The sequence below is a fragment of the Wolbachia endosymbiont of Tuta absoluta genome (genome assembly GCF_059414725.1).
The window spans coordinates 1-249 of sequence record NZ_JBNRJY010000268.1 but is presented as its reverse complement, the minus strand read 5'-3'; the positions used below and the strand labels follow the sequence as shown (position 1 = coordinate 249).

At 51.4% G+C, this 249-nt stretch carries 1 rRNA gene; it reads right to left on the bottom strand.

Going from position 1 to position 249, the window contains the following annotated elements:
- A 23S ribosomal RNA gene (locus ACJ5GX_RS02965) occupies positions 1–249 on the bottom strand; the annotation flags it as partial.

Here is a 249-nt window from a genome sequence, read left to right as displayed (position 1 = left end):
GTCGGAACTTACCCGACAAGGAATTTCGCTACCTTAGGACCGTTATAGTTACGGCCGCCGTTTACTGGGGCTTCAGTTAATGCCTTCGAGTTACCTCTAAGCACCTTCCTTAACCTTCCAGCACCGGGCAGGTGTCAGGCCCTATACTTCATCTTACGATTTGGCAGAGCCCTGTGTTTTTGATAAACAGTCGCCTGGACCTTTTCACTGCGGCCAGCATTGCTGCTGGCGACCTTTCTCCCGAAGTTA